This is a genomic window from Cellvibrio sp. (genome assembly GCF_053579595.1).
Map to the genome: position 1 here is coordinate 1 of NZ_JBRFPI010000179.1, position 8,953 is coordinate 8,953.

Annotated in this window: 8 protein-coding genes and 2 tRNA genes; 2 read left to right on the plus strand and 8 right to left on the minus strand. The window is 47.5% G+C overall.

Annotation, left to right across the window (positions count from 1 at the left end; all coding sequences use genetic code 11):
* Positions 1 to 306: 306 nt before the first annotated feature.
* From ACWA6V_RS12120 to ACWA6V_RS12130, 3 genes are all read right to left on the minus strand, one after another.
* Entirely contained in the window at positions 307 to 1,110 is an 804-nt protein-coding gene (locus ACWA6V_RS12120) for a putative RNA methyltransferase (RefSeq protein ID WP_449522731.1), read from the minus strand.
* Between the two features lie 141 nt (positions 1,111 to 1,251).
* Positions 1,252 to 2,058 (minus strand): PhoH family protein, encoded by an 807-nt coding sequence (locus ACWA6V_RS12125; RefSeq protein ID WP_449522732.1) that lies wholly within the window; start codon positions 2,056 to 2,058, stop codon positions 1,252 to 1,254.
* Between the two features lie 452 nt (positions 2,059 to 2,510).
* Positions 2,511 to 3,887, minus strand: coding sequence for a DEAD/DEAH box helicase (locus tag ACWA6V_RS12130; protein WP_449522733.1), 1,377 nt, complete (start codon positions 3,885 to 3,887; stop codon positions 2,511 to 2,513).
* Between the two features lie 130 nt (positions 3,888 to 4,017).
* On the opposite strand from ACWA6V_RS12130, the gene ACWA6V_RS12135 reads away from it, so the two are divergent.
* On the plus strand, positions 4,018 to 4,977 hold the full coding sequence (locus ACWA6V_RS12135; protein ID WP_449522734.1) for a tRNA dihydrouridine synthase: 960 nt from the start codon (positions 4,018 to 4,020) through the stop codon (positions 4,975 to 4,977).
* Between the two features lie 66 nt (positions 4,978 to 5,043).
* Here the strand turns inward: ACWA6V_RS12135 and ACWA6V_RS12140 are convergent, their stop codons facing one another.
* The 4 genes from ACWA6V_RS12140 to ACWA6V_RS12155 all read right to left on the minus strand — a co-directional run bounded on the left by ACWA6V_RS12140 (position 5,044) and on the right by ACWA6V_RS12155 (position 7,089).
* On the minus strand, positions 5,044 to 5,865 hold the full coding sequence (locus ACWA6V_RS12140) for an HDOD domain-containing protein (protein ID WP_449522735.1): 822 nt from the start codon (positions 5,863 to 5,865) through the stop codon (positions 5,044 to 5,046).
* A 206-nt stretch (positions 5,866 to 6,071) separates the two neighbouring features.
* Positions 6,072 to 6,148: transfer RNA gene (locus ACWA6V_RS12145), tRNA-Arg, on the minus strand.
* A 184-nt stretch (positions 6,149 to 6,332) separates the two neighbouring features.
* Positions 6,333 to 6,420: transfer RNA gene (locus ACWA6V_RS12150), tRNA-Ser, on the minus strand.
* Positions 6,421 to 6,525: 105 nt separating this feature from the next.
* A complete protein-coding gene (locus ACWA6V_RS12155) occupies positions 6,526 to 7,089 on the minus strand; it encodes a nitroreductase family protein (RefSeq protein WP_449522736.1) in 564 nt (187 codons plus the stop codon).
* 193 nt (positions 7,090 to 7,282) lie between these two features.
* Here ACWA6V_RS12155 and ACWA6V_RS12160 point away from each other — a divergent pair, with 193 nt between their 5' ends.
* The gene (locus ACWA6V_RS12160; protein WP_449522737.1) at positions 7,283 to 8,554 is read left to right on the plus strand and encodes a hypothetical protein; all 1,272 of its coding nucleotides are present in this window, start codon (positions 7,283 to 7,285) and stop codon (positions 8,552 to 8,554) included.
* Positions 8,555 to 8,665: 111 nt separating this feature from the next.
* On the opposite strand, the gene ACWA6V_RS12165 is transcribed toward ACWA6V_RS12160, so the two are convergent.
* Positions 8,666 to 8,953, minus strand: a 288-nt coding sequence (locus ACWA6V_RS12165) for a hypothetical protein (RefSeq protein WP_449522738.1), incomplete at its 5' end; no start/stop codon positions are given.

Below are 8,953 nucleotides of genomic sequence, written 5' to 3' on the forward strand. Positions count from 1 at the left end.
GCACAGGATGCGAGCTCATTCACTGAACCCAGGGAGGCAAGAAAATCCCTATTGGAGAAGCCAAAGCAACTGGATCCGGACAACAAAATCCAGTAACTTTGGTATAACTCTATAGTAGATAGTGTTGGGTATAAAAACAGGTTTTTTAGATCAACAACCTTTCTTGTGGCGCAAAAAGCATCCAAACCAACGATTTCATCATAACTCATCGATGCTTTATGCCACAATAGTATTTGCATTTGTGATGCAAATCACATTTTTTTAATTACCTTGTGCCCCTAAAAACCATAGAAAATAGGTAAATAATCAGTTTTTGCTATAAACACTGATTGAAAAATCCAGAGTGTCCTGCAATTCACTATCGAGTATTGAATTTCGCAGCTCCGGAGCCAGCCGCCAGGCAAATGGAGTCATAGCCAGAAGCGCTGCACAGTTGTCCGGCTCGCTCACACGCAAATCGATTTCCAAACGATGATGCTCTGCTACTGCGAAACCTTTGGGCGTTATTGGCTGGGGATGCGGGCGCACTTCCTTATATATTCGCGCGCGTAAACCCAGCAGATGATTTTCGCCGGGCGCCACTATAACTAACTTGCCGCCCGGTTTTATTACACGGCATAACTCGGCGTCTTTGCTGGGCGCATAAATTCGGGTGACCACATCCATTGAGTTATCGGCCAGAGGCAAATCAAAACTCGATGCCACGCAGTATGTCAGCCCGGTTTTATCCTTCGCCGTTTTTGCCGCGAGCCGCACACCCGCTTTGGCGATATCCATTCCATAAATCTGCGCCTGGGGTAAGGCATCAGAAAATCCCGCCGTGAAATAACCTTCACCACAACCTATATCAAGCAAAGTTGACGTTGTTGATGGCAATAACTCTTGCAGCCGCATTTTGAGTGGATCAAAAAATCCCGCCTGCAAAAACTGGCGGCGCGCCTGCAACTGTTCTTTGGCATCGCCAGGTTCACGCGAATGTTTATTTTGTACGGGCAATAAATTGAAGTAACCCTCTTTCGCGCGATCAAATTGATGGCGATTTGCACAAGCCAAGCCTTGGGTATTTTGTAGCAGAGGTTGACAGCAAAGCGGGCAGCGCAAATCTTTCATAATAATTATCAGAAAAAGTGATGATCACGAAAAGGAAAAAACGCGCGCAGGATGCCGACTCACTGATCATTTAGCAAGTCAGATAGACATGACAAGGGCACGCAACTAATTACGATAGTTAGTTGCGTGCCTTGAGGTTGATTAATCTTGGTCTGTTACTTCGTAACGGTCGATAATATCGCGCACCAAACCGCTGCGCACTATATCTTCGCGTTCAAACTCATGAATATAGACGTTAGACAAACCGTCCAGCAAATTGACTGCATCTTCCAAACCATTAGGTCCGCGAATATCACTCTGTTTGATATCGCCATTAATAACAACTTTGCAATCTTCGCCTATCCTGGTCAGAAACATTTTCATCTGCGCCGGGCTAGCGTTTTGCGCCTCATCGAAAATCACAAAGGTTTTGCTATTAAAGGTTTTACCGCGCATAAAGGCGAGCGGGGCTGCAACTATACGGCCGTGACGCAAACAATATTCCACAGTTCCAGCGCCGAGGCGTTCGTTTAAAATATCGCGGAAGGCATCAATATACACAGAAAATTTTTCGTCGAGATCGCCCGGTAAAAACCCGAGATTCTCACCTGACTCCACCGCTGGGCGCGTGAGAATAATACGCTCAATACGCCCCGATTCCAGCGCCTCTGCCGCCAATGCGCCTGCACAATAACTTTTACCGGTACCGGCTGGGCCAATACCAAAAGTAAGCATGTGGCTATTGATAGCGTTGATGTATTGCTGCTGGGATTTTGTTTTAGCGCGAAGTGGTTGGGGGGAGCGAGGGGGAGAGTAAGCTGTTTCGACTTGCTGCGAGCGGGATTTTATTTCGACAATGTTGTCATCACTGCGTTGATTCTTTCGCGATTTATGTCGCGACGCTGGGTAGCTGGTATCATCGTATGAGTGATGGTTTGCACTACGTCTGGCATGCGTTTTTCTTGCCATAAAGAATAATCCCCTTCAGGTCTGAAAATAATACGGGCGATTTCGCAAAGGCCCAATATCGTGAAGTTACCCGAGAACGCAATTTTCTATGGAATGATGTCTGTGTCGTTTACCCCCTTCTATTACTCATTGATCAGTTAATGATTCAAAATTCAACGCTGATTAAAAAACAATAAAACACTTCGAGTAAAGCACTTGCAGTAAAACACATCTACTAAAACAAAAGTCTGTGACAGATAGATTACGCTGGCACTAGCCAGAAACCTACTTTGGGAACGCACATGAAGCTGTTATCACTCGACGACAAACTTCACATACTGGTGAGGCGGCTACTGGTTAATTTCACCACCTTTGACTTGATACTAGGCTTATTTTAAAAAGCGGTCAATCACTTAATTGAAATAAAATTGACATGACTGCAACGCATAAGCAGGGGCGCAAGCGCGGCCCCCTTACTCGTCATTATCATCAATCTGTTTGGTGATTTTCTTTTTCGGTGGAGCGAAACCATCAACTGCAGCAGCGGTCTTCAGCGCAGTAGGTACACGGCGATTGCCAATATTTTTCTTGTCGCGCTCGCGCACTTTCACTTTCGGCGCTTTGGTATCGTCTTTTTTATCTTTTGCGGTTGTTTTCTTTTTAGTGCCAACCGATTTTCCGGACGACTTCGTTTTATCCGGGCCTTGATATTTACCCTTCAAACCCGGCATAGTAATTAGCTCGAAGGTTGCACCCAGGTAACGTTCGATTCCTTTGGTGAGATTCCACTCTTTCGCATCCACCAAAGACACCGCCCTGCCCTCGTTATCGGCGCGACCAGTCCGGCCGATACGATGCAAATATTCATCGCCCGAATACGCCATATCCATATTCACTACCAGCTCAACACCAGGAATATCCAACCCGCGCGCAGCCACATCAGTCGCTACCAATACGGTGGTTCTGCCTTGGCGGAAATGATCGAGCGTAATCTTGCGCTGATCCTGCGTTATATCGCCATGCAAAGTTCCGACACGAAATTTGTTATAACGCAGTAAATTATCCAGCTGCGAGGCTTTGAGTTTGGTGTTGGTGAAAATAATCACTTTTTCAAATGTCGATTTTTGCAACAGCGCGACCAGCAATTTTTCTTTGTGCTTGTAATCATCAGCCAATAACATTTGCTGGGTGATAGCGTTGGGTTTTTCGTCGATATAAATTTCTTGCGCTTCACCCAGAATGACTTGCTTGATCAAATGACGCAGGCCTTTTTGCTCCATAGTGGCGGAGAACAAAAATGTCTGGCGTTCAGCGCGGCAGGTATTGGTGATTTTCAATACGTCATCGCTAAGGCCCATATCGAGCATACGATCCGCTTCATCTAATACCAAAAACTCCAAGCCGGAAAATTCGGTCGATTTGTGGGAGATATGCTCACCCAATCGCCCAGGCGTACCCACGATGATTTCCGGATTTTTACGCAACATCGCCTTTTGGTACTTCAGTTCTTCGCCACCGCACACCATTCCCACTTTCAAGCCGGTGAACTTAAGCAACTGCTCGGCGTTTTTCACGATCTGGCGAGCGAGTTCGCGCGTGGGAGTCAAAATCAGGATGCGGGTTGAACTCGGGTTCACTGGCGGTTTGGCCAAAATCGCCTGAATCGCAGGTAGCAAAAATGCGGCTGTTTTACCGCTACCGGTTTTGGAGCTGACAATGAGGTTCTGGCCTGCCACTGCCGCCGGAATCGCCTTGAGCTGCACCGGTGTGGGTTGTTCGTAACCCAAGACATCAATCGCTTTACGCAATTGGCTATCGCTAATCAGGTCGTGGAAAACAGGCTGAGTCATTAAGAACCTCGATAATCAGTAAAAAAGATGGGTTTTACCCGCAAAAGGCCGCGCAATCTACGCAGGGCTGGACAAATTATCAACCAAAACCCGCTAAAATGCCGGTCTTTGAACGAACCCGAGCAAATCTATGCGCATTATGTTGGCCCCGATGGAGGGCGTTGTTGAGCATCATGTACGCGACATACTATCGCGTATTGGTGGATTGGATGGCTGTGTGACCGAGTTTATCCGTGTTACTGACCAAAAGCTCCCCTACAAAGTCTTTTACAAGTACGCGCAAGAGCTGGAAAGCGACTGTAAAACCCCAAACGGAACACCAGTGCGTGTGCAACTGCTCGGCAGCAAACCCGAACCTATGGCGATCAATGCGTTAGAACTTGTCCGCTATGGCGCCAAGGCAATCGATTTGAATTTCGGCTGTCCCGCCAAAACAGTCAACTCCCACGAGGGCGGCGCCTGTTTGTTGCGTACACCTGACCGTGTTTACTCCATTATTAAAGCGGTGCGTGATGCTGTGCCGCGCGGCATTCCCGTCACTGCCAAAATCCGCTTGGGCTATGAAGATCGCAGTAGCTATCTGGATAACGCCCGCGCCGTAGAAGCCGCTGGCGCCGACGAACTAACCGTCCACGCCCGCTCCAAAGCCGATGGTTACAAACCTCCAGCCTATTGGCATTACATCGCCGATATTCGTGCGGAGCTAAAAATTCCGGTGATTGCCAATGGTGAAATTTGGTCGGTAGCGGATTACCTGCGCTGTCGCGAACAATCCAATGGCGCCGATGTCATGCTCGGTCGCGGCCTGCTTGCTTGCCCTGACCTCGCCCGGCAAATCAAAGCACATATAGAAGGTGAAGATTACACTCCACTGACCTGGAGCCAAATCTGCCATATGCTCTACGATTACTACAAGCTGACCACACCGCTTTATTGCGAGCGCAATTGTGGCAACCGCGTTAAACAGTGGCTGATGTATTTGAGCCGCGAATACCCGCAAGCGACAGTTTTTTTTGAGGCGATCAAGCGTAAAACGACACCACAAGAAATTGATGCCTGTTTTGCTGATGCACTACAAACCTGTTATTAATCGTAAAAAAAAGCCCGCGATCAACACGGGCTTTGCTCTCTCACCATCGCTTGTTGTATTTACTATTTAATGCAGTAATTCATCAAAGCCGCCAATCAGATCTTTGGTTTCGTCAATGCGTTCCATCAACTTCACCAGATTAATACCCAGTTTAGTCGCTAAGTCATTGGGGAAATGTTCCACCAGAGTTGCGCCACCATCCTTCTCGTTCTCGTGGACTATATAGTCCGAAAGATTAATTAACGCAGCAAAACGCGAGAATTCCGGCGCATCCAATGGATTGAGCTGATGGCGAATACCGGAGACAATCGCATCAGGAAACTTCCAGCGATTGGCCAACTCAGCTCCCGCTTCAGGGAAATTAAAACCCAGCACATTTTTTTCAATATCTGAATTGCGCGCGCCACGATCCACCACTTTTTGGATCTCTTTGCACTCGTCCGGTAGGATTATATGAATCAACAGCTCACCGATATTGTGGATCATGCCGCAGGTAAAGGCAGTCTCTGCATCATCTTTAGAAAATTTCGCCAACCATTTGCACGTACTCGCCACCGCAAAGCTGTTATGCCAAAACGCAGGTAAATCGAAGCCCTCCGGGGCCTTGAAAGCCCCCGTCATACCCGATGCCAACACCAGTGTACGCACCGCATTAAAACCCAGAATAAATACTGCATCACTCACTGAGCCCACTTTTCGGTTGCCGCCGTAATGCGCCGAGTTGGCTGCGCGTAAGAGCTTCGCCGTGAGTACCTGATCAGCACTGATTTTTTTAGCGATAGCCTCATTGTTAATATTTTCATCGCCAAAACTCTCTATTAACTCTTGGACCACTTTGGGAATATTTGGCAACTTCTGTGCGTTATCGATTAAGTTTTTTAAATCCACAATACCCTCTCTTATATGACTTTTTATACCGCAACCTTATAGACGTCAGTAAATGCCAGCGAAAACGCTTTACCTGAATTGGGTATAGCAAAGGATGAATGGATAGCAACAGATAAGATAAAGATTTGGAATTTAATGACGAAGATTTAACACAGGAGGAAATCTAAAAACGAAAAAGCCCGTCATTTCTGACGGGCTTTTTAATATGGTGCACTCAGGAGGATTCGAACCTCCGACCGCTCGGTTCGTAGCCGAGTACTCTATCCAGCTGAGCTATGAGTGCGTTGTTGAGGCGCGCATTTTATTGATCGGGGTTCAGTGAGTCAAGCGTTTATTTGATTTTCTTTTGTAAGACTCTCAAATTAATGCTTTATAAATCAATGAAATACAATTTTCGATCAACCTGTACAAGGAGCGAACTACCTGCTGCTATGCACGGAACTGTACAGTAAAACTTTATTCAAAAATGGCGGTGAGAGAGGGAGTCGAACCCTCGATACCTTGCGGTATACACACTTTCCAGGCGTGCTCCTTCGGCCACTCGGACACCTCACCGTTTTTTACCGCACTAAATTACCTGCGGGCTCCGCCGAAAACACCATCCAAAGTACCCCCTGCGAAGGCGCGCTAATGTACACAAGCAAGCTTGCAAACGCAATCTTATTCCTGTGGCCATACGCTAAAAAAATCAGCGGGATTTTGTTCGCGCGGTGCATGTGGTGGAACCGTGGGTGTGCCCACATAAATGAAGCCAATAATTTCTTCACCTTCGATTAACCCAAGCCCCTCTTTCACAACTGGGTCATAGGCCATATCGCCCGTACGCCACACCGCACCGACATTCGTTGCGAAGGCTGCATTGAGAAGATTTTGGGTGGCGGCGCCAGCGGCGATGATTTGTTCGATCTGCGGCACTTTGGGATTGGGCTGGCACTTGGCGATGGAAACAATAATCATAGGGGCACGCTGCGGCATAGCGTGGCAGCGATCCAACTCTGGTTGCGTGATCCCTGGATTCCTGACGGTAGCAACTTTAGCAAACAATTCGCCAAGCCGGGCTAGCCCCTCCCCCTCTACAATTAAAAATCGCCAAGGATGCATATTGCCGTGGTCGGCGGCCCGCAGTGCCGCCTTGAACAATACGGTTAATTGCTGCGGCGTCGGTGCCGGTGCGGTAAGCCGCGGAGTTGATACTCGCTGATGTAATGCTGCTATTGCATCCATAAAACCACAAACCTCATTAATAAATTATTCAATACGCAGACCAGATTGACCTCTAAAGTATAGCCAAGTCGAATATTGGCTGAATCTGTACCATACTTTCAGGCAGATATGTTAATCAGCGATTATAGAGTCGATTGCGGCAATAAGGTTGCTGTATATCTGTTCATTATCAATCCTTGCGGCCGACAATAATATGCAAGTCCCAACCCTTGTGCTCGCAGTAGCCTTAGAGATTTATCTGCTGTTACTTATTGCAACCGCAGTACTGATTTTTTATGCACTAAAACAAAAGAAGCTCATTCGCCGGCAACAAGACAAATTGCGCGAACTGATTGAGACGATTAAAACTGTCAACTCAACCCCTGCTCCTGCGGGAAAATCCTACAAGCAACTCATCTATGAACAATTGGAGTTAACCCAGGATCGCTTTGCACTGATTGCCCCGCGCAGCGATATCAGCGAAGCACAACCCGCCGACCTGCCTATCAACCAACGCATAGTCGCATTGCGTTACGCCTTCCTGCGCGCAGAGGAATTGGGCACTACTGAGGTCCCCGGCAGTGAAGGTTATTGGAATGTGTTTCGTCAAACATTAGAACCGCTCCTGCAATCTACAACAGATACCGCCCTTGATTTACCTCTAGATGCCTCACCCGATACCGCCAATAATGAAGAGCTGGAGATGTATAAAAAGCGGGTGGAGAATCTGGAAAAATTTAAAAAGCTGTTTTTTGATTTGGAGAAGCGCTGGAACGAAGCACAAGCCAATGCCCAAGGTTACTACAATGAACTTTATGCGATGGCCGATGGAGTCGAGGATCGCGAGAGATACGAAATGCTGTTAGGGCAATATGGCAACAGTTACAACGAAATAACCCACTACATGCATTCGACTAACGCCGCAATTACAGGGCAGCCTGTTGAAAACAAGACAATTAATATCATCCGCCAAGACCCCCGTGCCGCAGAAGAAATTATGAAGCTGCGCAACGTGGCTGCTGACCAATATCGGGTCATCAGCAATTTGCAGCGCAAGCTTGAGGAAGCAGTGACGGCCGAGGAAAAGGATTTGGTTATTAAAGAACTAGAACAGCAGCTGCAACGGCAAGTGCGTTTTGTGCAAGAGTCAGACACCTGCGTCCAATTATTAGAGGAAGAACTCAACAAGGCTAACGAAAAAATTGCCGAGCAGGAAGGCATTATTGAGCACGAACACGAGCTTGAAGAGGAAAACCAACGCATCAAGGAAACATTGCACAACTTTACCCATGAAAGCAAAGGGCTGCTAGGCAATCTGGAAGATCTGGAGCGCGAAAACGATCAGCTCAAAAACGACCTTGAGCATACCAGTACAGGGGCAGATGCAGGTCCGGCAAATTTGCAACAAATCCAGTCTGAATTCGCTGAATTGCGCAAGCAATATACCGAATTGGAAGAAAAATACCTGGAATTGAAGTTTAAATAATAAGCAGTCAGAAAAGTCGCTTAGGTTTCCACCAACAAGTAGACATTTCCAACAAAAACCCGTTTAATTCACTCGCTTGGGCAAGCGGCATCACACTTTATAGGGATTGACTTACTGACCAAATAACAACAAGGTTTTCGTCCAATGAACAGTAAGACCGACAGTCAACAGCTGCAAACTGAATCCCCAATACAGCAGTATTATTTCCGTGCACTTATCTGCTTTGCCGCGTCTGGCACCCTGGCATCCTTTATTGATTGGAATCATCCCAGCCTCACCCGGTACCCAATGGCCCGGCGCAGCAGCTCCACGACGTACTGCTCGGCGGGGGGCGCCTCCTCCCATCGCGGTGAGGGAAATGGCACCACGACCGGTGTGGCGGAACGATCGGCCCGTCGG